Genomic DNA, 23845 nt, shown 5'->3' on the forward strand with positions numbered 1-23845 from the left:
ATTTTTTGTTACAGTGGTACCCATGCTCGATCCTGGCCCCAATCCTGCTCCCCGTCCTTCTCGCGATCGTGCCCCGCATGCGGTGGTGATCGGCTCCGGCTTCGGCGGCTTGGCCGCGGCGGTGCGTCTTGGCGCCAAGGGGTATCGGGTAACCGTTCTTGAAAAGCTCGATAAGGCCGGCGGCCGCGCTTACGTCCACAAGCAGGACGGCTTCTCATTCGACGCCGGTCCGACCATCGTCACCGCGCCGTATCTGTTCGAAGAGCTGTGGAAGCTGTGCGGCAAGCGGATGTCGGACGACATCACCTTGAAGCCGATGTCGCCGTTCTATCGCATCCGCTTCGACGACGGCACGCACTTCGATTACTCCGACGACCGCGACGCGGTGCTCGACCAGATCGCCAAGTTCTGCCCGGACGACGTGCCGGCCTATGACCGCTTCATGGCGGCCTCGCACGAGATTTTCAAAGTCGGTTTCGAGCAGCTCGGCGATCAGCCATTCAGTCACTTCACCGACATGCTGAAAATCGCGCCGGCGATGATCAAGCTGGAGAGCTATCGCAGCGTTTATGGCCTCGTCGCCAAGCACTTCAAGGATCCGAAGCTGCGCCAGGTGTTCAGCTTCCATCCGCTGCTGATCGGCGGCAACCCGTTCATGTCCAGCTCGGTGTACTGCCTGATCACCTATCTGGAAAAGCAGTGGGGCGTGCATTCGGCGATGGGTGGCACCGGCGCGCTCGTCACCGGTCTGGTCAACCTGATCGAGGGCCAGGGCAATACGATCCGCTACAATCAGGATGTCCGCCAGATCGTCGTGGAAAACGGCACCGCATGCGGCGTCAAGCTCGCCGATGGCGAGTTGATTAAGGCCGATATCGTGGTGTCCAACGCCGATTCGGCCTCGACTTATCGCTATCTGCTGCCGCCGGAGACGCGCAGGCGTTGGACCGACGCCAAGATCGAGAAGTCGCGCTATTCGATGAGCCTGTTCGTCTGGTACTTCGGCACGAAGCGCCGTTACGAAGACGTCAAGCACCACACCATTCTGCTCGGGCCGCGCTACAAGGAACTGATCAGCGACATCTTCAGCCGGAAGGTGGTCGCCGAGGATTTCAGCCTGTATCTGCATCGCCCGACTGCGACCGACCCGTCGCTCGCGCCGCAGGGCTGCGACACTTTCTACGTCTTGTCGCCGGTGCCGAATCTGCTCGGTGATACTGATTGGCACACCAAGGCCGAGACTTATCGCGCCTCGATCGCCAAGATGCTCGGTGCGACCGTTCTGCCCGATCTGGAAAACCAGATCGCGACCTCCAAGATCACCACGCCGATCGATTTCCAGGACCGGCTGTCGTCGTTCCGCGGCGCGGCGTTCGGTCTGGAGCCGGTGTTGTGGCAGAGCGCCTGGTTCAGGCCGCACAATCAGAGCGAAGACGTCAAACGCCTTTATCTCGTCGGCGCCGGAACGCATCCCGGCGCTGGCCTGCCCGGGGTGCTGTCCTCGGCGCGGGTACTCGATGCGCTGGTCCCCGAGGCCGACAGTCTGGTGACATCATGAGTTTGCAATCCGATATGTTGGCCCAATCCGACATGCTGGCCTGCCGTGAGATGATCAAGGAAGGCTCGCACACCTTTCACGCGGCCTCCAAGGTGCTACCGCGGCGGATCAGTGATCCGGCGATCGCGCTGTACGCGTTCTGCCGCGTCGCCGACGACGCCGTGGATCTCGGTCTCGACCGCGCCGCCGCGGTCGAAGTGCTGAAGGACCGGCTCGATCGCGCCTGCCGCGGCGTGCCGCGCGCCTATCCGTCCGACCGCGCCTTCGCCGATGTGGTGGCGCGGTTTTCGATTCCGCCGGCAATTCCCGAGGCGCTGATCGAGGGCCTGGAATGGGATGCGCAGGGCCGCCGCTTCGAGACGCTGTCGGATCTGTATTCGTATTGCGCTCGCGTCGCCGGCACCGTCGGCGTGATGATGACGCTGGTGATGGGCCAGCGCAAACCCGACATCGTGGCGCGTGCCTGCGATCTCGGCTGCGCGATGCAGCTCACCAATATCGCTCGCGACATCGGCGAGGATGCCCGTAACGGGCGCATCTATATGCCGCTGTCGTGGATGCGCGAAGCTGGCCTCGATCCGGAGACCTGGCTCGCCAATCCGAAGTTCACGCCGGAGATCGCCAGCATCGTCAAGCGGCTGATCGACACCGCGGATGCGCTCTACGATCGCGCGACGCTCGGCATCGCCAACCTGCCGCGGGCCTGCCGTCCCGGCATCTTCGCGGCGCGCGCGCTGTACGCCGAGATCGGCCGCGAGGTCGAGCGCTCCGGCCTCGACTCGGTGTCGAGCCGAGCAGTGGTCTCAACCGGCCGCAAGCTCGCCGTGCTGGCGCGGCTGCTGGCGTTCCAGGAAACCGAATGGGCGCCGGCGAAGTATCTGCCGGCCAAGTTCGGCGACATGGAAGAGACCAAGTTTCTGGTCGACGCGGTGATCGCGCATCCGGTGCGCGAACTGCCGGCGCGCCAGAAGGTCAAGCCGATTGAGCAGAAGGTCGCCTGGCTGGTCGACCTGTTCACCCGCCTCGAACGCCGCGACCAGATGCTGCAACGCAGCCGGGTGTAGTTGCTGTCTGCTGCGTCGGCGTACGCGTGGCGCGCGCCGACGCTCGTTGCCCATGGTTCGAGGACGGCGCTGGGCGCCTCCTCACCATGAGGAGCACTGTGCGTAGCGACACTCCACGAGGCCCAGTTTCGTGCATCCGCTCGCCTTAGCCTCATCCTGAGGGGCCGCGTAGCGGCCGTCTCGAAGGATGGGCTGCGAGCCCCAGGGCGGCGCGCAGATCAAACGCAACTGATTTGCAAAAACTCTCGAAGCCGCCACGATGGCGTGATACCGATGCAGACCTTGCGCAACGGATCACGGCCATGACCATCGACACTGACCTCGACCGCACGCCCGCTGCTTCCTCTGAAAATCCCGTCGAGGCTCGCCGGACTCAGGCGCGGGCCTGGTTCGAGGGGCTGCGCGACAGGATCTGCGCCGAGATCGAAACGCTGGAGCGCGAAGCGCCGGCGGAGCTGTTTCCCGGTGAGCCGGCTACCTTCACCTACAAGCCGTGGCAGCGGAAGACCGGTGCCGGCGGCGGTGTCGGCGGCTTCTTGTCGAACGGGCGGCTGTTCGAAAAGATCGGCATCCACACCTCGTCGGCGAACGGCAAGCTGACCCCGGAGATGGCCAAGAACGTGCCGGGCGACGGCAGCCTGGACTACGTCTCCACCAGCATCAGCCTGATCATGCATCCGCGTAGCCCGCGGGTGCCGACCGTGCATATGAATACGCGATTTTTGTCGACCTCGCAGGGGTGGTTCGGCGGCGGTGCCGACCTGACGCCGATGCTGCCGGAGCAGCGCAGCCAGGACGCCGAAGACGCGGTGATCTTCCACACCGCGATGAAGCACGCCTGCGACGCTCACGATCCGGCCTATTATGACAAGTTCAAGCCCTGGGCCGACACCTACTTCTTCCTGCCGCATCGCGGCGTCGCACGCGGCGTCGGCGGAATCTTCTTCGACTATCTCAACAGTGGCGATTTCGATCGCGACTTTGCCTTCACCCGCGCCGTCGGTTCGGCGCTGCTCGACGTCTATCCCAAGATCGTGCGCAAGCGCATGATCGAACCGTGGACCGACGCGGAGCGGGCGCAGCAGCTCGCCTGCCGCGGGCTCTATGTCGAGTTCAACCTGCTCTACGATCGCGGCACGATGTTCGGTTTGCAGACCGGCGGCAATACCGAGACCATCATGAGCTCGATGCCGCCGCTGGTGAGCTGGAGCTGACGCCGACGACCGGCGCCGTCGCGTTCAAGCGGCGGTGCGATCTGTCGCGTCAGTGATACAGAAACAGCGCGCAGGGCGGGGTGTCGACCAGCGCATCCGTGGTCGAGCCGAACAGCGCTTCGCGGAATCCGCGATTTCCGTACGCGCCCATCACCACCGTGCCGATGTTGCGCTCGGCAACGGCAGAGCGGATCAGGTCCGCAGGGTCGTCGCCCGACGAGCTCGGTACGGCTTGCGCCGCGTGTCCGTGAATCTTCAGAAACTCCGCAGCGGCGTTGGCCTTGCGAACGGCCGCAGCCTCGTCGCGGTCGATCGCCAGCACGCAGATCTGTTTGCCGTCGCCGAGGCCCAGCAGCGCGAACACCTGCAGCGCGCGCATCGCCGGAAGACTACCGTCATAGGCGATCAGCACCGCGTCGCCCGCCGGTAGTTCGTCAGGACAGACGATCAGAGGCCGCGGCGTTCGCACCACCAGCTTGGCGATCACCGCCGACAGCGGCTCCTGGCTGCCGCCGAATCCGGTGTCGTGGCCGGCGATGGCGAGATCGCGGGTTTCTGTCGCGAGGCGAAAGCCGTCGGCCGCGTCGCCCTCGAACGACAGCGCTGCGCATGCGATCGACCGGCTGCGGCATTCGTCCGAGAACGCTGCCTGCAGGCGCTCGCGCGTGGCATCGGCTTGGCGTTTCAACTCGGTCTGCAGCTGGGTCTGGTAGGCCGACATGCCGATGCCGCCGAGCATCGGCGCTTCGATCTCGCCGAGATCGACGCCGGCGAGCCCCGTAAGGTCAGTGCCGGTCTGCTGCACCAGGCGGAACGCATAAGCGCGCGCCGCCAGCGACGACGGCGTATCGCCGAGCAAGACCAGGGTTCGCTTGAGCATGGACATGTTGGATCTCCCATTCCGGCCGTCTGAAGAGTGTTGGCCGCTGCTGTACGACGATCGTGGGTCGTCGGACGGCATGCCGGGCCGAGCTAGCTCGGGACACCACCATTGGCGAGATTGCCGCCCCCTTCGATGTGTCGCGATGACGCACGAGCGGCATTCGATCGCAGTCAACTCACCATGCGGCCGGAGACGAGGTCGGCTGCGGTTCCGCGTTGCGCCGATTGAAGAACGCGATGGGAGAATCTCGAGAGTCAGTTATTCTGCTACCTCTTGGGTATCAGCCATCGATGGAGGCCTGCCGTGGAGGAGTATTACGGACTGATCGAACTGATCCTGGTCGTGCTCTGCGTGGCAGTCGGCTGGCTGGTGCTGGAGCGCCAAGGCAAACGCCTCGACCGCGCCCGCGCCGAGCGCGACAAGGACCCCGCGCAATGAACAGTGACAGCGCCTTCAATTACTTCGAAATCCTGATGCTCGGACTGTTCGCCGCCGGCTGGGCCGTGCTCGAGTGGCAGGGGCGGAGGCTGGATCGTAAGCGCGAGGCGGAGAGGGAAAGAACAACCACCGAGCACGAACGCACCTAGCCCCGTCATGGCGTTAGTTGTGGCAACTACCTCCGCCGCGGCATCCGGAACGGCAGCATCGCTTGCACCACCGGCATGCGGAATCGGTCGAGGGAGAGGCTTTCGTGTACCAGCGTCACCTTCTCGCCGAGCAACGTCGTTTCCACCATCGAGCGGGCGTAGAACGGAGTGTCTTCGAGGGTGCGGACCAGCTTGACACTGGCTTCGCTGCGGGCGCTGCGGTCGACCTTCCAGCCTGAGCGCGGCAGCGGCAACAGTTGCGGCGGGGTGAATTCCTGCTTGTTGCCTTCGGCGTCGAACGTGACGGCGAGGTCGACCCGACTGCCGTCGCGGCGCTCGGCCTCGTACAGGATCACGGTCTTGTCGCGCATCGCGCCGCGCGCCCATTCCCAATGCCGGAATCCCGTCTCGATCGGCTCGTCGCCAGCGTTGGTGTCGAGATAGCCTTCGCCTCGCCACGACAGATTTGGCCGGCGCAGATCGACTTCGACCCGCGCGCGCGGCGCGATCGGCCACCAGCGATGATTGCCCTGTGGATTGAGGACGAAGAAATCCTTGGTGATCGCGACCGGCGTCACCCGGACGCGGCCTTCGATCCGGCCCGGCACCGGCGCGCCGGTTTCGCGGATGTTGATGGTCAGCGTCTTGCCGTCCCAGCCGAGATCGCTCGGCCCGATCAGGAAGGAGTTGACGTTGCGCGCGACGCGGCCGCGGCCGCGCTCGGTCATCGTCCAGCGCTTGCCGGCCTCGTGATACAGCGCGGCGTTGATGGCGCAGTGATCGAGCGGATCGGCCGGCGCACGGCGCCGCGCGAACGCGTAGTACGGCGAGAACACGCTGCCGATAAAGGCGATGATGGTGAGCCCTTCGCGGCCATCGTCGCTGATCGCGTCGATGTACCACCAGGCGTAGCCGTTGTGCGGAATGTCGACATTGAATCCGGCGCGGCGTTCGTCGGTTTCGTTAGGCCAGGCAATCATAATCTCACGTCGTCTTGGAAGCAGCCGGGCGAAGCGCAGGCTTCGGGCTGGCGGGTGTGAAGCCGAGATCGGCGAACAGGGTCGCCGCCGCAGCGCGACCCGACAGGGCGGCCATCGGCACGCCGGGGCCCGGGTGGGTGCTGCCGCCGGCCAGATAAAGGCCGGCGATCTTTGTACCCGCTCCGGGACGTTCGAACGAGGCACTCCAGCCGTGCGAGGCGCGACCATACAGCGCGCCGCCGGTGGCCGGGAACAGCCGGTTGAAATCTGCCGGCGTGGTCACCTGGGTCTTGCCCGGATCGGCATCGATCCGCAGGCCGCAACGCTGCAGCACGCCGAACGCGCGTTCGGCGGCTCGCGCGACCTCGGCTTGATCGAAGCTCTTGCGATCGCCGACCGGCGGCGCGTTGATCAGCACCAGCAATTCCTCTTCGCCGCCTGCCGCCAAGCGTGCCTCGTCGTCGATGCGGTCCTGCGCGCAGACATACACGGTCGGCTCGCTCGGCACCTCGCCGCGGCCGAAGATCTCGGTGAACTCCCGTGGATAATCCCGCGAGAAGAACACCGAATGGCGGCTCAGTGGGAAGCCCTCAGTTTTCGCCACCATGCTCCAGGTCATGGCCGACAGCGATCGCAACCGCGGCGCCAACGGTGCGGCCGCAGAGCGCACCGCTTCGCCGAACAGTCCGGCCGGCAGCGCACCGACATCGGCGTTGACGATCACCGAATGCGCTTCGATCCGCTCGCCGCTTTCCAGGACCACGCCGGCAGCGCGTCCGCCGGAAACCATCACCTCGCGCACGCTCTGCTCGTAGCGAATCGTGGCGCCGAAGCTGGTGGCGCAATCGGCGAGCGCCTGCGCCAGGGCATGCATGCCGCCTTCGATGATCCAGACGCCTTCGTGTTCGACATGGGCGACCAGCATCAGCGTCGCGGGCGCATCGAAGGGGGAGGAACCGCAATAGGTCGCATAGCGGCCGAACAACTGCCGCATCCGCGGATCGTGGAAGTAATCGCCGAGCGCTTTCCACATCGTAGTGAACGGGCGGATCTTGCGCAGCTCGAGCAGGCCGCTGAGGCCGCCGGCGGTCGCCAGCTTCGGCAGGCTCGGCGCGGTGGCGCGCAGGAATGGCTTTTCCAGAATCTCGTAGATGCGCCGGCTGTCGGCGCAAAACTGCCGATAACGCTTCGCTTCCGCAGCACCGGCGAACGCGCCGATCGCATCGGCCGAGCGGGCCTCATCGGCGAACAGGTCGAGATGCTGGGTGTCGTCCCAGGCGTGGCGGGCCAGGACCGACAAAGGTCGTAGGCGCACATGGTCGGAGAAGTTCAGGCCGATGCCGGCGAACAGCTCCTCGAACACCCAGCGCATCGTGAACACGGTCGGGCCGCTGTCGATCCGCGCCGGACCGATGGCCACTTCGCGCATTTTGCCGCCGGGGGCGGCGGCGCGTTCAAGCACGGTGACGTCGAAGCCGCGTGCGGCCAGCGTCAGCGCAGACGTCAGTCCCGCGACGCCGGCGCCGATCACTATGACGCGATTCCTCGCGGTCTGGTCTCGCATCCGTTTTCTCACTCCGGCTCAGCTGTCTTTGAGCCATATCATTGACAGGTGTCCACAATAACTTACAGTTTGGCATGACAAGTTAAACTGACACTTGTGCCTGAAGCGCGGGAGTGTGGCCATGGACGTGACCAATCGGATCGAGCGTGCTCTGACAGAAGCGCTCAATCAGGCCGACATGGCCGGATGTCCGCCGCGGCTGGCGGCAGCAATGCGCAGCGCGGTGTTCCCGCGCGGGGCGCGCGTTCGTCCGCGGCTCTGCCACAGCGTGGCGCTTGCTTGCGGCGAAGACAATCCGGGAATTACCGAAGCGGCCGGTGCCGCACTTGAGCTGATGCACTGTGCCTCGCTGATCCATGACGATCTTCCGTGCTTCGATGGTGCCGACCTGCGTCGCGGCCGCCCGTCGGTGCACAAGGCGTTCGGGGAACCGCTCGCGGTGCTTGCCGGTGACGCGATGATCGTGCTGGCGTTTCAGACCATCGCGCGGGCCGAAGGCCCGGCGGACCGCCTGCTGAAGCTGACCCAGATCATCGGCGGCGCCGTCGGCGTGCCGTTCGGCATCGTCGCCGGTCAGGCCTGGGAATGTGAGACCGAAATCAATCTCGCCCATTATCACCGCTCCAAGACCGGCGCGCTGTTCGTGGCCGCCACCGCTATGGGCGCGGCTTCGGCCGGCTCCGATCCGGAGCCGTGGCGGATGGTCGGTGAGAAGATCGGCGAAGCCTATCAGGTTGCCGACGATTTGCGTGACGCTGCCGCCGATGTCGAAGAGATCGGCAAACCGGTTGGGCAGGACGTCGCCCACGATCGCCCCAGTGCGGTGCGCGAGATGGGTATCGATGGCGCGATCTACCACCTGAAGTCGCTGGTGCGCGGCGCCGTCGAGGCGATGCCGGAATGCACCAATGGCAACGAGCTGCGGTCGCTGATCATGTCGGAAGCGACACGCCTGGTGCCGGCGAAACTGGCCGCGACTGCGGCCTGACGCGGCCGCCGGCTTGGCCTTCGCGGCTGGCCGGTGGTAGCACACCCAGATGGTCTCATTGAGCCTGCGTGACCGGCTGCTCGGCTGGCGCGATTCGATCCTGTCGAATCCGCGCTTTCAGCGCTTTGCAGCGGTGTTTCCGTTGATGCGTCCGGTCGCGCGCCGGCGTGCCGTGGCGATGTTCGACCTCGTCGCCGGCTTCGTCTATTCACAGATCCTGCTGGCCTGCGTGCAGCTCCGGCTGTTCGACATTGTCGCTGAGCGCCCGGCCACCGCCGAAGACCTTGCGGTGCGGCTGGGGCTGCCTGTGGACTCGTTGCGCGTGTTGCTCGATGGGGCGGTTGCGCTTCGGCTGCTCCAGATGCGCAGCGGCCAACGCTACGGCCTCGGCCAGCTCGGCGCCGAACTGCGCGGCAATCCGGGGGTGCTGGCGCTCGTGGCGCATCACGCCATGCTATATCGGGATCTTGCCGATCCGGTGGCGCTGCTGCGCGCGCCGCGCGGTGGGGGGGAACTCGCCGCGTATTGGGCGTATGTCCGGGGCGAGCGGCCGGGCGAACTGCCGGCCGATGCGATCGCGTCCTATACCGCGCTGATGGCGGCGTCCCAGCCGATGATCGCCCGCGAGGTGCTGCACGTCTATTCGTTCCGCGATCACCGCTGCCTGCTCGACGTCGGCGGCGGCGACGGCTCGTTCCTGTCGGCGGTCGCCGCGCAGGCGCCGCAGCTGCGCTGCATGCTGTTCGACCTGCCGGCGGTAGCCGAGAAGGCGGCCGCCCGGTTCGAGGCGAACGGCCTGAAGGGCAGGGCGACCGCGGTCGGGGGCAGTTTCACCACCGACCCGCTCCCCGAAGGCGCCGACATCGTTTCGCTGGTCCGGGTGATCCACGACCACGACGACGAGGTCGTCGAAGCGCTGCTGCGCGCCGTCCACAAGGCTTTGCCCGACAACGGGAAATTGCTGATCGCCGAGCCGATCGCCGGGCTTCCCGGGACGGCTGCGATCTCCGACGCCTATTTCGCCTTTTACCTTTACGCCATGGGCTCCGGGAAAGCCCGGAGCTTCCCTCGACTGCAGGCGATGTTGGAGAATGCGGGCTTCTCCCAGGTCACTTTGCACCCGGTTCCGATGCCGCTGGTTGCTTCCGTAATTACCGCATCCAAACGGTAGTTGTGTTAATCTGGCTTGACACTGTGATCCGTCAGTTTAGCATGACAGTCGGCGGCAGAGCTCTGCCGTTCGGAATTTGGAGTAAGCGATGGACACCATCGCGGTCGTACTCAAGCAGCCACAACAGGTCGAACTCAGTCGCTTGAGCCTTACGGCGCCGACTGACGACGACATCGTTGTCGATGTGGCTTGGAGTGGCGTCAGCACCGGTACGGAGCGGCTGTTGTGGTCGGGCCGGATGCCGCAATTCCCCGGAATGGGTTACCCGCTGGTCCCCGGCTACGAGTCGGTTGGCGAGGTCGTTGAGGCTGGATCGGCCACCGACCTGAAGCCGGGCCAGATGGTGTTCGTGCCCGGCGCGAAGTGCTTTGGCGAAGTGCGCGGCTTGTTCGGCGCCTCGGCGTCGCGGCTGGTGGTGCCCGCCAAGCGCGTGGTGCCGCTCGATTCGAAGCTCGGCGAGCGCGGCATTCTGATCGCGCTGGCTGCGACTGCTTATCATGCGATCGCCGCGCGCGGCGCGACACCGCCCGACTGCATCGTCGGTCACGGCGTGCTCGGTCGTCTGTTGGCGCGGATTTCGATCGCGCTCGGCAATCCGCCGCCGGTGGTGTGGGAGAAGAACCCGATCCGCTCCGGCGGTGCCGAAGGTTATGCGGTGGTCGATCCCGCATCCGACGAACGTCGCGACTATCGCAGCATCTACGATGTCAGCGGCGATCCAAAATTACTCGACACTTTGATCTCGCGCATCGCGGCCACCGGCGAGATCGTGCTCGCTGGGTTTTACAGCGAGCCGCTGTCGTTCTCGTTCCCGCCCGCTTTCATGCGTGAAGCACGCATTCGGGTTGCGGCGGAATGGCAGCCGCCGGACATCGGCGCCACCAAGGCGCTGATCGAAAGCGGCAAGCTCTCGCTCGATGGACTGATCACGCACCACCAGGAGGCGGCGTCGGCACCTGACGCCTATCGGATCGCTTTCGAAGACCCTGCCTGCCTCAAAATGGTTCTGAATTGGAGACCGAGCTGATGAACGTCGTTCCGCAGATCAGCCTGCAAGACGCACAACTCCGGGCCGAGGCGTCGGTTGAACCCGATGCCCCGGTGACGACTCCCGTCACCAAAGAAACCCAGATCATTGCGATCTACGGCAAAGGCGGCATCGGCAAGAGCTTCACGCTCGCCAACCTGTCTTACATGATGGCGCAGCAGGGCAAGAAAGTGCTGCTGATCGGCTGTGATCCGAAGAGCGACACCACTTCGCTGCTGTTCGGCGGCAAGGCCACTCCCACCATCATCGAGACCTCGTCGAAGAAGAAGCTCGCCGGCGAGGAAGTCACCATCAGCGATGTCTGCTTCAAGCGCGACGGCGTGTTCGCGATGGAGCTCGGCGGTCCGGAAGTCGGCCGCGGCTGCGGCGGTCGCGGCATCATCCACGGCTTCGAGACGCTGGAGAAGCTCGGCTTCCACGAGTGGGGCTTCGACTACGTGCTGCTCGACTTCCTGGGCGACGTGGTGTGCGGCGGATTCGGCCTGCCGATCGCCCGCGACATGTGTCAGAAGGTGATCATCGTCGGCTCCAACGACCTGCAGTCGCTGTACGTTGCCAACAACGTCTGCTCGGCGGTCGAATACTTCCGCAAGCTCGGCGGCAATGTCGGCGTCGCCGGCATGGTGATCAACAAGGATGACGGCACCGGCGAAGCTCAGGCGTTCGCCAAGGCGGCCGGCATTCCGGTGCTGTCGGCGATTCCCGCCGACGAAGGCATCCGCCGCAAGAGCGCCAACTACGAAATCGTCGGTCTACCGGACGGGCAGTGGGGTCCGCTGTTCGCCACGCTCGCCGAGAACGTCGCCACGGCACCGCCGGTCCGGCCGAAGCCGCTGACTCAGGACGGGTTGCTCGGCCTGTTCTCCAGCGACGTCACCGGGCGTGATGTCGTGCTCGAGCCGGCGACGATGGCAGATATGTGCGGCGCTGCGGTGCTGAACAAGCCGTCGCTCGAAGTGATCTACGACGAGGTCTGAGATCGGGTGATCGGGAGTTCGTCATGAGCGTCATGTCTCGCTATTCCGGCCCCGTCGCCGGATCGATCGTCGATGATGCGGCCGAGTTTTCGGACGTCGATACGTCGTCGATCAATCAGGCTGCGACGAAGAACGACGGCCTCGGCTGCCATGCCGGTGCCGCGCAGATGAAGGCGGCGGCGGAAGCCGCCGGCAAGAGCGACGTGCTCGAACGCTACGCCGCCGACTATCCGAAGGGGCCGCACGATCAGCCGCAGAGCATGTGCCCGGCGTTTGGTTCGCTGCGCGTCGGTTTGCGCATGCGCCGCACCGCGACCGTGCTGTCCGGCTCGGCCTGCTGCGTGTACGGACTGACCTTCGTGTCGCACTTCTACGGCGCCCGCCGCACCGTCGGCTACGTGCCGTTCAGTTCGGAAACGCTGGTCACCGGCAAGCTGTTCGAAGACATCCGCGAGGCGGTCTACAAGCTGGCCGATCCGTCGCAGTACGACACCATCATCATTACTAACCTCTGCGTGCCGACGGCGTCGGGCGTACCGCTCGATCTGCTGCCGAAGGAGATCAACGGCGTCCGCATCATCGGCATCGACGTGCCGGGCTTCGGCGTGCCGACTCACGCCGAGGCTAAGGACGTGCTGGCCGGTGCGATGCTCGAATACGCCCGCAAGGAAGCGGAGCAGGGCCCGGTGCAGGCGCCGCGCGGCGGCCGCAGCGAGCGCCCGACCGTGACGCTGCTGGGTGAAATGTTCCCGGCCGATCCGGTTGGTATCAACCTGATGCTCGATCCGCTCGGCCTCGCCGTGGGTCCGGTGGTGCCGACCCGCGAGTGGCGCGAGCTCTATGCGGCGCTCGACTGCCAGGTCGTTGCGGCGATTCACCCGTTCTACAAATCGTGCATTCGCCAGTTCGATCTCGCCGGCCGCAAGGTCGTCGGCTCGGCGCCGGTCGGTCACGACGGCACCGAGGCGTGGCTGGAAGCGATCGGCACAGCCTGCAACGTCGAACGCTCTAAGATCGACGCCGCCAAGAATCGCTTCCTGCCGGCCATCAAGGCCGCGCTCGCCGCCAAGCCGATCAATGCCCGTATCACTGTCTCCGGCTACGAAGGCTCGGAGCTCTTGGTCGCGCGGCTGCTGATCGAGAGCGGCGCGAATGTGCCGTATGTCGGCACCGCGGTGCCGCGCACGCAGTGGTCGGATCCGGATCGCGAATGGCTCGAGGCCAAGGGCGTGCGGGTGCAGTACCGCGCCTCGCTCGAGCAGGACTTCGCTGCGGTCGACGAATTCATGCCGGATCTCGCCATCGGGACCACCCCGGTGGTGCAGAAGGCGAAGACGATGTCGATCCCGGCCTTGTACTTCACCAACCTGATCTCGGCGCGGCCGCTGTTCGGTCCCGCCGGCGCCGGCTCGCTGGCGCAAGTGATCAATGCCGCGCTCGGCAACAAGGCGCGATTCGACGAGATGAAGGAGTTCTTCGGCGACGTCGGGCAGGGCTATGCCGCCGGCGTTTGGGAAGACACTCCGAAGGACGTTCCTGCCTATCGCGAGAAGTACAAGAAGCAGATCGAAGCCGCAGCCAAGAAGCGCAAGGCGGAGGAGATGATCTGATGCTCGTCCTCGATCACGATCGCGCCGGCGGCTATTGGGGCGCCGTGTACGCCTTCACCGCGGTGAAGGGCCTGCAGGTGATTATCGACGGTCCGGTCGGTTGCGAAAACCTGCCGGTGACCTCGGTGCTGCACTACACCGATGCGCTGCCGCCGCACGAACTGCCGATCGTCGTCACCGGCCTCGGCGAAGAAGAACTCGGCAAGCTCGGCACCGAAGGCGCGATGCACCGCGCCCACAAGGCCCTTGATCCCTATCTGCCGGCAGTCGTCGTCACCGGCTCGATCGCCGAGATGATCGGCGGCGGCGTCACGCCCGAAGGCACCGGCATCAAGCGCTTCCTGCCGCGCACGATCGACGAAGATCAGTGGCAGAGCGCCGACCGCGCGATCTCGTGGCTGTGGAAAGAATACGGCCCGAAGAAGATTCCCGAGCGCAAGCGCAAGGACGGCGAGAAGCCGCGGGTCAACATCATCGGACCGATCTACGGCACCTTCAACATGCCGTCCGATCTCGCCGAAATCCGCCGGCTGATCGAAGGCATCGGCGCCGAAGTCAACATGGTGTTCCCGCTCGGGACTCACCTCGCTGATATTCCCAAGCTGGTGAATGCCGACGTCAACGTCTGCATGTATCGCGAGTTCGGTCGGCTGCTGTGCGAATCATTGGAGCGCCCGTACCTGCAGGCGCCAATCGGCCTGCATTCGACGACGCGCTTCCTGCGCAAGCTCGGTGAGCTCACCGGCCTCGATCCCGAGCCGTTCATCGAGCGCGAGAAGAACACCACCATCAAGCCGCTGTGGGATCTGTGGCGGTCGGTGACCCAGGACTTCTTCGGCACCGCCAGCTTCGCGGTCGTCGCCACGGATACCTACGCCCGCGGCGTGCGGCATTTCCTCGAAGACGAGATGGGGCTGCCGTGCACCTTCGCGGTCTCGCGCTGCGTCGGCAAGAAGACCGATAACGGAGCGGTGCGTGCGGCGATTCGCCAGACTCCGCCGCTGATCATGTTCGGCAGCTACAACGAAAGAATGTACTTGGCCGAGACCGGTGGTCGCGCCGTGTACATTCCGGCGTCATTCCCGGGTGCTGTGATCCGCCGTCACACCGGCACGCCGTTCATGGGGTATTCCGGCGCCACTTATCTGGTGCAGGAAGTCTGCAACGCGCTATTCGACGCGCTTTTCAACATCCTGCCGCTCGGCAGCGACCTCGATCGCGTCGATCCGACGCCGGCTCGCCGGCATGAAGAATTGCTGTGGAGCGATGAAGCCAAGGCGCTGCTCGACGAAGTGCTCGAGCAGCACCCGGTGCTGGTGCGGATCTCTGCGGCAAAACGTCTGCGCGATGCCGCTGAAAACAGCGCGCGTCGTGCCGGACAGGAAAAAGTCACTACCGAGTTCGTCAGTAAAGCGCGTGCGGCGCTGCTCGACGGGCAATCGGTGTAACGATGATTTGAGCTAGAACAATGCGCTTCACAATGTCGCGACCAATTATGAGCAATCCAAGAGTGAGGAGATGATCGATGTCCGACTATGTCCACACCGGCCGTCGCTCGAGGGTTCTTCCGGATAGTGCTGCGTTCGAATGTCGGTTGATGTTCGGTGCGTGCTACGCGCTGTTTCTGACCCGCGCGATCGTGGCTCGTGCCATGCCGTGGCGCAAGAAATCCGGCTCCCAGGAATCGGTATTTAGCGAGGCTCACAACGCCGCGAGCGTGCTGGTGACGTCGTCGTTCATGGGAATGTAATTCGGGAATTTCGTCCGGCCTCCGCCGGACGGAAGGCTGCCGTTTTGGAGACGAAACGGTAAATCGCTGTCGTTTCGGAAACGATACGGCAATCGTTGCTGCCCTCGCTCGGGCAGCGTGTCGGCCGAAAGGCCATCACTAGGAGGTGACCAAATGAGTGACGGTTCCATCTCGGGACTTTCCGAAGCGGAAGCCAAGGAATTCCACTCGATCTTCGTGACCAGCTTCTTCCTCTTCATCGTCGTTGCGGTTGTCGCTCACATCCTCGCCTGGATGTGGCGTCCGTGGCTGCCCAAAGCGACCGGCTACGCGATGGACAGCGTTCATCAACTGACCTCGTTCCTGTGCTAAGGGGAGACGACTACTATGTGGCGAATTTGGCTTCTGTTTGATCCGCGTCGCGCGCTGGTCCTGCTGTTCGTGTTCCTGTTCGGCCTGGCCATCATCATCCACTTCATCCTGCTGAGCACCAGCCGGTTCAACTGGCTCGATGGTCCGCGTGCGGCGAAGGCGGCGTCGATCTCGCTGCCGTTCACTCCGCCGAGCATGCCGGTCTAATGGCGTGACTCACTGCTTGCCGGAAGGGCTGGGAAACGGACCGATCTGCCGGGCCCACACCCTTCCGGGAAGCGACATGGACTGGACGACGACGATGGATTTTCCCTGGCTCGCACGCGGAGGAACGATCGATGGCAATGCTCAGCTTTGAGAAGAAATACCGCGTTCGTGGCGGAACGCTAATCGGGGGCGACCTGTTCGATTTTTGGGTTGGCCCGTTCTACGTTGGGATCTTCGGGGTGATGACCGTGTTCTTCGCGCTGATCGGCATCGCGCTGATCGCGTGGAATACCGCGCTCGGCCCCACCTGGAATCTCTGGCAGATCAGCGTCAACCCGCCGGACGCGAAGTACGGTCTGGGATTTGCGCCGCTCGCCGAGGGCGGCATTTGGCAGTGGGTGAGCATCTGCGCGACTGGCGCGTTCGTCACCTGGGCGCTGCGTGAGGTCGAAATCTGCCGCAAGCTCGGCATTGGCTTCCACGTTCCGTTCGCCTTCAGCTTCGCGATCTTCGCTTACGTTACGCTGGTGGTGATCCGTCCGGTCCTGATGGGCTCCTGGAGCTACGGCTTCCCCTACGGCATCTTTACGCATCTCGATTGGGTGTCGAACACCGGCTACTCCTACGGCCAGTTCCACTACAATCCCGCGCACATGATCGCGATCACGTTCTTCTTCACCACCTGTCTGGCGCTCGCGCTGCATGGCGGCCTGGTGTTGTCGGCGCTCAATCCCGACCGTGGCGAACCTGTGAAGTCTCCGGAACATGAGAACACCGTGTTTCGTGATCTCGTCGGCTACTCGATTGGTACCATCGGCATTCACCGCCTCGGTTTGTTCCTGGCGTTGTCGGCTGTGTTCTTCAGCGCGGTCTGCATGATCATCAGCGGTCCGGTGCTGGCGGAAGGTGGTTCGTGGCCCGATTGGTGGAATTGGTGGCGCAACCTGCCGATCTGGAATCCGTAATTCAACCGGTCACAAGAGAGTCTTGTCATGGCCCAATACCAGAACATCTTTACGCAGGTCCAGGTTGAAGGACCTGCCTATGCGGGGGTGCCGCTACGTCCCGGCAGCTCTCCTCGCGAAACGCAGACGACCTTCAACTACTGGCTCGGCAAAATCGGTGACGCGCAGGTTGGCCCTGTCTATCTCGGGTTCACCGGTGTGTGCTCCTTGCTCTGCGGGTTCGTCGCGATCGAGATCATCGGCCTCAACATGTTGGCGTCGGTGGACTGGAGCCCGATCGAGTTCCTGCGCCAGTTCTGCTGGCTGGCACTCGAACCGCCGAAGCCGGAATACGGTCTGACCATTCCGCCGCTGAAGGAAGGTGGCTGGTGGCTGATGGCCGGGTTCTTCCTGACCGTCTCGATCGCCCTGTGGTGGGTTCGCACCTATCGGCGCTCGCGGGCGCTCGGGATGGGCACCCACGTGTCGTGGGCGTTCGCTTCCGCGATCCTGCTGTACCTGGCGCTCGGCTTCATTCAGCCGCTGCTGATGGGCTCCTGGAGTGAAGCACCGCCGTTCGGCGTCTTCCCGCACCTGGACTGGACCAACAACTTCTCGATCAAGTACGGTAACCTGTACTACAACCCCTTCCACTGTCTCTCGATCGCCTTCCTGTATGGCTCGGCCCTGCTGTTCGCCATGCATGGTGCGACCATCCTCGCTGTGAGCCGCTACGGTGGCGAGCGCGAAATCGAGCAGATGCTGGACCGTGGTACTGCACTTGAACGCGCTGCTCTGTTCTGGCGCTGGACGATGGGCTTCAACGCGACGGCCGAATCGATCCATCGTTGGGCTTGGTGGTTCGCGGTGCTCTGCCCGCTGACCGGTGCCATCGGCATCATCCTGACCGGTCCGGTTGTTGACAACTGGTTCGATTGGGGCGTGAAGCACGGCCTGGCGCCGCCGCGGTAATACAACCGCACGTCTATCTGAACGAATGATGCGCGCGCCTGATGGTATAAATCCAATCAGGCGCGCGTTGCTGCTTTCGGCTCCCGAGAAAGGCAGAGGCGGGCGGTTCTTTTGTACCGCTAGCTGATGACGAGGGAAGCGACCTGCTGTAAACGAAGCGCCTCCAACTCCGCCTGAGAGGCCAACAAACAAAGCCTGAGAAGACTTCAAACAATAGGGCTGAACTTGTAAGGACGCAGACGCCGGAGTGGAGGGACGAGTTCTTGCTGGAGGATATTTGCCCTGGTGCAAGTGTTCAAATCTCCGAAGGAGTCGCTGGGGGATCTCGGTGCACAATCTGCCGCGAAGCTGATCGCCGCTGCGACCGATGTCGCGCTGGTGGTCGATCCGCAGGGTGTGATCCGGGACGTAGCGTTTACTAGAGAGGAACTGGCCCACGAGCTGGACGGCCAGAGCCGTTGGCTCGGCGCGCGGCTCGTTGACATCGTCACCTCTGATACCCAGCCGAAGATCCGCGAATTGCTGCTCGACGCCACCGTGCGCGACGCCCCGACCTGGCGGCAGGTCAACCATCCTTCGCCGAACGGCGAAGACATTCCCGTGCTGTATTCCGCGATCAACTTTGGGCGAGACGATCGCCTGTTGGTGGTAGGGCGTGATCTGCGTCAACTCGCCATGATGCAGCAGCGGCTAATCAACGCGCAGCAATCGATGGAGCGCGACTACATCCGGCTGCGGCACGCCGAGACGCGATATCGGCTGTTGTTCCAGGTGTCTTCTGAAGCGGTGATGATCGTGGATGCGGCGAGTGAACTGATCGTCGACGCCAATCCGGCGACGCTGGCCATGTTCGATACCAGCGCGCCCGAGGCGTTGAATGCGCCGGTGATTGGATTCGTCGACGGCGCCGATCAGCAGACTGTGTTGAACCTGTTCGCCGATGTGCGCTCCACCGGCCGCGACGGACGCGCCCGAATCAAGCTGGCCGATGGCCGCCGCGAATGTGAGTTGTCGGCGTCGCTGTTCCGCCAGGAAAACGCATCGCTGTATCTGGTGCGGCTGGCGTCGCACGGCGCGCCGCCCGAGGCCGGCAGCGCCAAGACCGCGTCGCTGCTGCTCAACTATTTCGAATCCGCCGCCGATGCGCTGGTGATTACGCAATATGACGGCCGGGTGGTCCGCGCCAATCTGGCGTTCCTGGAGATGGCGCAGCTCGGCAGCGCCGAGCAGGCGCGCGGCGAGCTGCTCGATCGCTGGCTCGGCCGCACCGGCGTCGACCTGTCGGTGGCGCTCGCCAATCTGCGCCAGAGCGGGACGATCAAACTGTTCGCCACCGTACTTCGCGGCGAGTACGGCGCGGTCGCCGAAGTCGAAGTTTCGGCGGTCGCCCTCAAGGATAGTGACGACAAGCCTTGCTTCGGCTTTGCGATCCGCAATGTCGAGAAGCGGCTGACCACGGCGGCGACGTCGAAGCGCGAACTGCCGCGCTCGGTGGCGCAGCTCACCGAACTGATCGGCCGGGTTCCGTTGCGCGACCTCGTCCGCGAGACCACCGACGTGATCGAAAAATTGTCGATCGAGGCGGCGCTGGAATTGACCGGCGACAATCGCGCTTCGGCTGCGGATATGCTCGGACTGAGCCGCCAGAGCCTCTACGTGAAATTGCGCCGGTACGGTCTGGCGGAACATGCGCCGGAAGGAGACGGAGCCGATGAGTAACAGTGTGGCCGTGCGTCCAGCGCCCTCGGCGGTGCTCGAGGTGCTGCACCCGATCACCTGGTTTCCGCCGATGTGGGCGTTCGGCTGCGGCGTGGTGTCGTCCGGCGTGCCGATCTCGTCGCGCTGGGTGGAAGTGATTGCCGGCATCGTGCTGTGCGGCCCGCTGCTGGTCGCCACTAGCCAGGTCGTCAACGACTGGTTCGATCGCGACGTCGACGCCATCAACGAACCGAACCGTCCGATTCCGTCGGGCCGCATTCCGGGTCGCTGGGGCCTGTATCTGTCGTTCCTGTGGACCGCGGCCTCGCTGCTGGTCGCCAGCCAGCTCGGCGCCTGGGTGTTCGGCGCCGCTGTGCTCGGCCTGGTGCTGGCCTGGATGTATTCGATGCCGCCGTTCCGCCTGAAGCAGAACGGCTGGCTCGGCAACGGTGCCTGCGCGATCACCTATGAGGGCTTCGCGTGGTTCACCGGCGCCGCGGTGATGCTCGGCGGCCTGCCGCCGTGGTGGATCGTCACGCTCGCGCTGCTCTACAGCGCCGGCGCTCACGGCATCATGACGCTCAACGACTTCAAGTCGATCGAAGGCGACATCAAGACCGGCGTCGGCTCGCTGCCGGTCAAGCTCGGCGTCGACAACGCCGCGCGGGTGCTCTGTGCCGTGATGGCGATCCCGCAGGTGATCGTGGTGGCGCTGCTGCTGTCGTGGGATCGGCCGATCCAGGCCGGCATCGTCGGCTTCGTGCTCGCCGTCCAGCTCGCCTTGATGGTGCGGTTTCTGCGCTCGCCGGTCGAGCGCGCCACCTGGTTCTCGGGCCTCGGCGTCGCGCTGTATGTTTCCGGCATGATGGCCAGCGCCGTCGCCGTTTCATCGTTCGGAGCAGCTTGATCATGATGCGACCGCTGTCGTGGCTCGGCATTATTCGGATGGGGCTGGTGCAGACCGGCCTCGGTGCGATCGTGGTGCTGACCACCTCGACGCTGAACCGGGTGATGGTGGTGGAGCTGGCGCTGCCGGCGATGCTGCCCGGCGCGCTGGTCGCGATTCACTACGCGCTGCAGGTCTTCCGTCCCGCCTGGGGCCACGGTTCGGATCGCGGCTCGCGCCGCACGCCGTGGATCATCGGCGGCATGGCGGTGCTGGCGCTCGGCGGCTTCCTGGCTGCGGTCGCCACCGCCTGGATGACGGTGCAACCGCTGTTCGGGACGGCGCTCGCGATCGTCGCGTTCTGTCTGATCGGCGGCGGCGTCGGCGCGGCCGGCACTTCGCTGCTGGTGCTGCTGGCCAAGCGCACTGACGAGAAACGCCGCGCGGCGGCGGCCACGATCGTCTGGGTGATGATGATCGCAGGCTTCATCGTCACCACCGCGATCGCCGGCCAGTTGCTCGACCCGTTCTCGCCGCAGCGCCTGATCGCGGTGTCAGGCGGCGTGTCGCTGATCGCGATGGTGCTGACCTTCGCGGGTGTGTGGGGCGTCGAAGGCCGCGCCGCGGTCGCGGCGCCCGCGGCTGCGCCGAAGGGCTCGTTCCGCAAGGCCTTCCTCGAGGTCTGGCACGAGCCGCAGGCGCGGCGGTTCGCGATCTTCGTGTTCGTGTCGATGCTCGCCTATAGCGCGCAGGATCTGATCCTGGAGCCGTTTGCCGGTGCGGTGTTCGGCTTCACGCCGGGCGAGACCACCAAGCTGTCGAGCGTGCAGCACGGCGGCACGCTGATCGGCATGGCGATGGTGCCGATCATCGGCGCGCTGTTCCCGAAAACGCGCGGCAATCTGCAGATCTGGACGATCGGCGGCTGTATCGCATCGGCGATCGCGCTGCTCGGGCTGTCGTCGGCCGCGATCGTCGGCCCGAGCTGGCCGCTGCGTAGCACCGTGTTCATGCTCGGCGTCACTAACGGCGCCTACGCGGTCGCGGCGATCGGCTCGATGATGGAATTGGTCGGCGCCGGCGGCGAGCATCGCGAAGGCGTGCGGATGGGACTGTGGGGCGCCGCGCAGGCGATCGCGTTCGGCATCGGCGGCTTCATCGGCACGCTGGCGAGCGATCTGGCGCGCCTGGTGCTGGGGGCGCCCGCTTTGTCCTACGCGGCGGTGTTCGCCGCGGAAGCTGGTTTGTTTGTGGTGTCGGCCGCGATGGCTGTGTGGGTGCATCGCGCGCAAAATCGTCGTGACGTTGATTTGACCAATGCAGCAGTCGCCGGAGGTTGAAATGAGTGATAGCTCCGCAATTTATGATGTCGTTGTCGTCGGCGGCGGCCCTGCCGGCGCTACTGCGGCGTGCGATCTGGCGCGCGCCGGCAAGCGGGTGGTGCTGCTCGACCGTGCCGGCCGCATCAAGCCATGCGGCGGCGCGATCCCGCCGCGCGCGATCCGCGATTTCGCGATTCCCGACAGCATGCTGGTCGCCAAGATCAACGCCGCGCGGATGGTGTCGCCGAGCAATGTCGAAGTCGACATGCCGATCGACGGCGGCTTCGTCGGCATGGTCGACCGCGAGCATTTCGACGAGTGGCTGCGCCAGCGCGCCGCGACCGTCGGCGCCGAACGGCGCACCGGCCTGTTCAAGCGGTTCAGCCGCGACGAGTCCGGCGTCAACACCGTGCACTATGAAGGGCGCGGCCCCGACGGGTCGATGATCGACCAGACGGTGCGCTGCCGTGCGATCATCGGCGCCGATGGTGCGGTGTCCGGCGTGGCGCGGCAGTTCCTGAAGGATGCCGACCGCGTGCCGTTCGTGTTCGCCTATCACGAGATCATCAAGGCGCCGACGGCGGAGCAGAAGGCCGCCTATGAAAGCCGCCGCTGCGACGTGTACTACCAGGGCCACGTCTCGCCGGATTTCTACGGCTGGGTGTTCCCGCACGGCAATACGGTCAGCGTCGGCACCGGCTCGATGCACAAGGGCTTCTCGCTGCGCGATTCGGTCGCGGAGCTGCGCAAGCAGACCGGACTCGACGAGGTCGAGACCATCCGCAAGGAAGGCGCGCCGATCCCGCTGCATCCGCTGCCGCGCTGGGACGACGGCCACAGCGTGCTGCTCGCCGGCGATGCCGCGGGCGTGGTCGCGCCGGCCTCGGGCGAGGGCATCTACTACGCGCTGCTCGGCGGCCGGCTCGCCGCCGAAGCGGTCGAGGAATTCCTGCAGACCGCCGACGCCAAGGCGCTGAAGCTGGCGCGCAAGCGCTTCATGCGCGGCAACGGTTCGGTGTTCCGGATCCTCGGCCTGATGCAGTGGTATTGGTACGCCAACGACAAGCGCCGCGAACAATTCGTCAGCATCTGCCGCGATCGCGACGTGCAGAAGTTGACGTGGGACGCCTACATGAACAAAAAGCTGGTCCGGGCGAAACCGATCGCCCACGTCCGGATCTTCTTCAAGAACCTGGCCCACATGACGGGGCTGGCTTCGGTCTGATACCTGCAGGCGGTGGCTTGTGAATCCGATCTTTGTTGCGGCCGCCGTCGCAATCTTCGTTGGTCTGCTCGGCGGCTCGCTGACCGACACCGGGACTTGGTACCAAAGCCTGGTGAAACCGTGGTGGCAGCCGCCGGACTGGGCGTTCGGTCCGGCCTGGACGGTGATCTTCGCGCTCGCCGCGATGTCGGCGGTGTACGCCTGGCGCGGCGCCCGCACCCGCGCGCAGCGCGACTGGGTGATCGGCCTGTTCGCCGCCAACGGCTTCTTCAACGTGCTGTGGAGCATGCTGTTCTTCACGGTGCGGCGGCCGGACTGGGCGCTGCTCGAAGTGCCGCTGCTGTGGCTGTCGGTGCTGGCCGGCGTCGTGGTGTTCTGGCGCAGCGCCCGCACCGCGAGCTACTACCTGCTGCCGTATCTGGTCTGGGTGACGTTCGCCGCCTACCTCAACTGGACCGTGGTCGCGCTGAACACGCCGTTCTGAACGCGCGGCGATGCTGCGGTCGCATCGAGAACTGCCATGCAGATGATGTCCGAACTGTTCGCCAGCGGCACCGTGGTCGACGCGGTGCTGATCTTCCTGCTCGTCGAGGCGATCGGGGTGATCGGCTACTGGCTGTGGCGCAAGCGCGGCATTGCGCCGGCCGATTTCCTGCCGGGCATGATCTCCGGCGCGCTGATGCTGCTGGCGCTGCGCGCCGTGCTCGCCGGCGCGGGCTGGATGGTGCCGACGCTGTGCCTGCTGGCTGCAGGCGGTGCGCATCTGGTCGACGTGCTGCGCCGCTGGCGCTGAAGACCGGGCAGGGCGCGGCCACGAGCGTTCCCGGCGCGGGCAGAGAGCTTCCC

Annotated in this window: 25 protein-coding genes; 22 read left to right on the forward strand and 3 right to left on the reverse strand. The window is 65.1% G+C overall.

Translation table 11 applies throughout. The annotated features are described in order from the left end of the window. The first annotated feature begins 22 nt into the window (after positions 1–22). The 3 genes from HZF03_RS07405 to hemF all read left to right on the forward strand — a co-directional run bounded on the left by HZF03_RS07405 (position 23) and on the right by hemF (position 3836). A complete protein-coding gene (locus tag HZF03_RS07405) occupies positions 23–1558 on the forward strand; it encodes a phytoene desaturase (protein WP_119019453.1) in 1536 nt (511 codons plus the stop codon). Then, positions 1555–2622, forward strand: a complete 1068-nt coding sequence (locus HZF03_RS07410; protein WP_119019452.1) for a phytoene/squalene synthase family protein — start codon at positions 1555–1557, stop codon at positions 2620–2622. The genes HZF03_RS07405 and HZF03_RS07410 overlap by 4 nt, the downstream gene beginning before the upstream one ends. Before the next feature lie 302 nt (positions 2623–2924). Further along, positions 2925–3836: an oxygen-dependent coproporphyrinogen oxidase gene (gene hemF / locus HZF03_RS07415; RefSeq protein WP_011157075.1), complete on the forward strand. Its 912-nt coding sequence runs from the start codon at positions 2925–2927 to the stop codon at positions 3834–3836. Between the two features lie 49 nt (positions 3837–3885). Here hemF and HZF03_RS07420 read toward each other — a convergent pair whose 3' ends face one another. Further along, positions 3886–4722: a universal stress protein gene (locus HZF03_RS07420; protein WP_119019451.1), complete on the reverse strand. Its 837-nt coding sequence runs from the start codon at positions 4720–4722 to the stop codon at positions 3886–3888. Positions 4723–5022: 300 nt separating this feature from the next. On the opposite strand from HZF03_RS07420, the gene HZF03_RS24525 reads away from it, so the two are divergent. Both HZF03_RS24525 and HZF03_RS07425 read left to right on the forward strand, forming a co-directional pair. Then, positions 5023–5157, forward strand: a complete 135-nt coding sequence (locus HZF03_RS24525) for a hypothetical protein (protein ID WP_011157077.1) — start codon at positions 5023–5025, stop codon at positions 5155–5157. Further along, on the forward strand, positions 5154–5306 hold the full coding sequence (locus HZF03_RS07425; protein ID WP_162843682.1) for a hypothetical protein: 153 nt from the start codon (positions 5154–5156) through the stop codon (positions 5304–5306). The genes HZF03_RS24525 and HZF03_RS07425 overlap by 4 nt, the downstream gene beginning before the upstream one ends. A gap of 26 nt (positions 5307–5332) precedes the next feature. Here HZF03_RS07425 and HZF03_RS07430 read toward each other — a convergent pair whose 3' ends face one another. Then, the gene (locus HZF03_RS07430; RefSeq protein WP_119019450.1) at positions 5333–6286 is read right to left on the reverse strand and encodes a carotenoid 1,2-hydratase; all 954 of its coding nucleotides are present in this window, start codon (positions 6284–6286) and stop codon (positions 5333–5335) included. A 4-nt stretch (positions 6287–6290) separates the two neighbouring features. Beyond that, entirely contained in the window at positions 6291–7850 is a 1560-nt protein-coding gene (gene crtD, locus HZF03_RS07435) for a 1-hydroxycarotenoid 3,4-desaturase CrtD (RefSeq protein WP_119019449.1), read from the reverse strand. A 121-nt stretch (positions 7851–7971) separates the two neighbouring features. Between crtD and HZF03_RS07440 the strand changes: the two genes are divergently transcribed. The 17 genes from HZF03_RS07440 to HZF03_RS07520 all read left to right on the forward strand — a co-directional run bounded on the left by HZF03_RS07440 (position 7972) and on the right by HZF03_RS07520 (position 23792). Next, the gene (locus HZF03_RS07440; RefSeq protein ID WP_012495143.1) at positions 7972–8838 is read left to right on the forward strand and encodes a polyprenyl synthetase family protein; all 867 of its coding nucleotides are present in this window, start codon (positions 7972–7974) and stop codon (positions 8836–8838) included. Between the two features lie 49 nt (positions 8839–8887). Next, the gene (locus HZF03_RS07445; protein WP_119019448.1) at positions 8888–10009 is read left to right on the forward strand and encodes a methyltransferase; all 1122 of its coding nucleotides are present in this window, start codon (positions 8888–8890) and stop codon (positions 10007–10009) included. An 88-nt stretch (positions 10010–10097) separates the two neighbouring features. Then, positions 10098–11036: a chlorophyll synthesis pathway protein BchC gene (gene bchC / locus HZF03_RS07450; protein WP_011157082.1), complete on the forward strand. Its 939-nt coding sequence runs from the start codon at positions 10098–10100 to the stop codon at positions 11034–11036. Continuing rightward, positions 11036–12034, forward strand: coding sequence for a chlorophyllide a reductase iron protein subunit X (locus tag HZF03_RS07455; protein ID WP_011157083.1), 999 nt, complete (start codon positions 11036–11038; stop codon positions 12032–12034). The genes bchC and HZF03_RS07455 overlap by 1 nt, the downstream gene beginning before the upstream one ends. 23 nt (positions 12035–12057) lie before the next feature. After that, positions 12058–13644, forward strand: a complete 1587-nt coding sequence (gene bchY, locus HZF03_RS07460; protein WP_012495146.1) for a chlorophyllide a reductase subunit Y — start codon at positions 12058–12060, stop codon at positions 13642–13644. Further along, entirely contained in the window at positions 13644–15092 is a 1449-nt protein-coding gene (gene bchZ, locus HZF03_RS07465) for a chlorophyllide a reductase subunit Z (RefSeq protein ID WP_119019447.1), read from the forward strand. Before bchY ends, bchZ begins: the two co-directional genes overlap by 1 nt. A gap of 77 nt (positions 15093–15169) precedes the next feature. After that, the gene (locus HZF03_RS07470) at positions 15170–15394 is read left to right on the forward strand and encodes a hypothetical protein (RefSeq protein WP_012495147.1); all 225 of its coding nucleotides are present in this window, start codon (positions 15170–15172) and stop codon (positions 15392–15394) included. A 153-nt stretch (positions 15395–15547) separates the two neighbouring features. Beyond that, positions 15548–15745: a light-harvesting antenna LH1, beta subunit gene (pufB, locus tag HZF03_RS07475; protein ID WP_011157086.1), complete on the forward strand. Its 198-nt coding sequence runs from the start codon at positions 15548–15550 to the stop codon at positions 15743–15745. Positions 15746–15760: 15 nt separating this feature from the next. Beyond that, complete coding sequence (pufA, locus tag HZF03_RS07480) at positions 15761–15952, forward strand: light-harvesting antenna LH1, alpha subunit (RefSeq protein WP_011157087.1); 192 nt, start codon at positions 15761–15763, stop codon at positions 15950–15952. Positions 15953–16083: 131 nt separating this feature from the next. Beyond that, positions 16084–16917, forward strand: a complete 834-nt coding sequence (pufL, locus tag HZF03_RS07485; RefSeq protein ID WP_011157088.1) for a photosynthetic reaction center subunit L — start codon at positions 16084–16086, stop codon at positions 16915–16917. Between the two features lie 27 nt (positions 16918–16944). Continuing rightward, complete coding sequence (pufM, locus tag HZF03_RS07490; protein ID WP_011157089.1) at positions 16945–17868, forward strand: photosynthetic reaction center subunit M; 924 nt, start codon at positions 16945–16947, stop codon at positions 17866–17868. Between the two features lie 285 nt (positions 17869–18153). Then, on the forward strand, positions 18154–19587 hold the full coding sequence (gene ppsR, locus HZF03_RS07495; RefSeq protein ID WP_104512183.1) for a transcriptional regulator PpsR: 1434 nt from the start codon (positions 18154–18156) through the stop codon (positions 19585–19587). After that, positions 19580–20473, forward strand: a complete 894-nt coding sequence (gene chlG, locus HZF03_RS07500) for a chlorophyll synthase ChlG (protein WP_011157091.1) — start codon at positions 19580–19582, stop codon at positions 20471–20473. The genes ppsR and chlG overlap by 8 nt, the downstream gene beginning before the upstream one ends. 2 nt (positions 20474–20475) lie before the next feature. After that, a complete protein-coding gene (locus HZF03_RS07505; RefSeq protein ID WP_119019446.1) occupies positions 20476–21792 on the forward strand; it encodes a BCD family MFS transporter in 1317 nt (438 codons plus the stop codon). 1 nt (position 21793) lies between these two features. After that, positions 21794–22999 (forward strand): geranylgeranyl diphosphate reductase, encoded by a 1206-nt coding sequence (locus HZF03_RS07510; RefSeq protein WP_011157093.1) that lies wholly within the window; start codon positions 21794–21796, stop codon positions 22997–22999. Positions 23000–23018: 19 nt separating this feature from the next. Then, a complete protein-coding gene (locus tag HZF03_RS07515; RefSeq protein WP_011157094.1) occupies positions 23019–23483 on the forward strand; it encodes a TspO/MBR family protein in 465 nt (154 codons plus the stop codon). Between the two features lie 36 nt (positions 23484–23519). Further along, positions 23520–23792 (forward strand): hypothetical protein, encoded by a 273-nt coding sequence (locus HZF03_RS07520; RefSeq protein ID WP_012495151.1) that lies wholly within the window; start codon positions 23520–23522, stop codon positions 23790–23792. Positions 23793–23845: the final 53 nt, after the last annotated feature.

Origin of the sequence: Rhodopseudomonas palustris (assembly GCF_013415845.1) — a bacterium.
Classification (GTDB): domain Bacteria; phylum Pseudomonadota; class Alphaproteobacteria; order Rhizobiales; family Xanthobacteraceae; genus Rhodopseudomonas; species Rhodopseudomonas palustris_F.